Raw genomic sequence first — 979 nt, forward strand, 5'->3', positions numbered from 1 at the left:
AGCGGGGCGATGTCCTCGGGCGGCGCGGATGTCGTGGTCGTCCCCGTGTACCGGTGGATGCCGCCCGAGGACATCGCCCCGCTGGACCGGCTCCTGGACGCCACGGTCTCCCGGGGCCTGGACGCGCTGACGTTCACCAGCGCGCCGGCCGCCGCGTCGCTGCTGTCCCGTGCCGAGGTCCGTGGTCTGCTGCCCGAACTCCTCGCCGCGCTGCACCACGACGTCCTCCCGGCCTGCGTCGGGCCGGTCACCGCGCTGCCCCTCCAGAACCACGGCATCGGCACGGTCCAGCCCGAACGCTTCCGCCTCGGACCCCTCGTCCAACTCCTCTGCCAGGAACTTCCCGGGCGCGCCCGAACCCTGCCGATCGCGGGTCACCGGGTGGAGATCCGCGGGCATGCGGTCCTCGTGGACGGGGCGCTACGGCCGGTTCCGCCGGCCGGTATGTCCCTGCTCCGGGCGCTGTCCCGGCGGCCCGGGTGGGTCGTGGCCCGTGCTGAACTCCTCCGTGCGCTTCCCGGTGCCGGGCGCGACGAGCATGCCGTAGAGACGGCAATGGCCCGTCTGCGTACGGCACTTGGGTCGCCGAAGCTGATTCAGACGGTGGTGAAGCGGGGGTATCGGCTGGCGTTGGATCCGGCGGCGGACTCGAAGTACAGCGTGGGGTGACCAGGGGGTGTTTGTGCGGGGTGTTGATGCGGGCTGGATTGTGCGGGGTGTTGATGCGAGCGTCCCTGGGGGCTGCGCCCCCAGACCCCCATCGGCCCTGAAGGGGCCTCGTCCTCAAACGCCGGACGGGCTGATTCATGTCGGCCCGCGTCAAAGGGTGAGCCAGGACGGAGGGTGAGCCAGGACGGACTGGATGGTGCCGGCCTGTAGCAGGAAGCCGCCCTGCGCCGGATGGTGCGGCCTGTACCAAGAAACTGCCCTGCGCTGGACGATGCCGGCCTGTACCAGGAAGCCGCCCTGCGCCGGATGG

At 71.5% G+C, this 979-nt stretch carries 1 protein-coding gene; it reads left to right on the forward strand.

Annotated elements, in window-relative coordinates; all coding sequences use genetic code 11:
- Nucleotides 1–669: uroporphyrinogen-III synthase (locus JHN63_RS51395; RefSeq protein ID WP_200691990.1), on the forward strand; the 669-nt coding region annotated here is incomplete at its 5' end.
- Nucleotides 670–979 lie beyond the last annotated feature (310 nt).

Origin of the sequence: Streptomyces sp. MBT65, from assembly GCF_016612545.1 — a bacterium.
GTDB lineage: Bacteria > Actinomycetota > Actinomycetes > Streptomycetales > Streptomycetaceae > Streptomyces.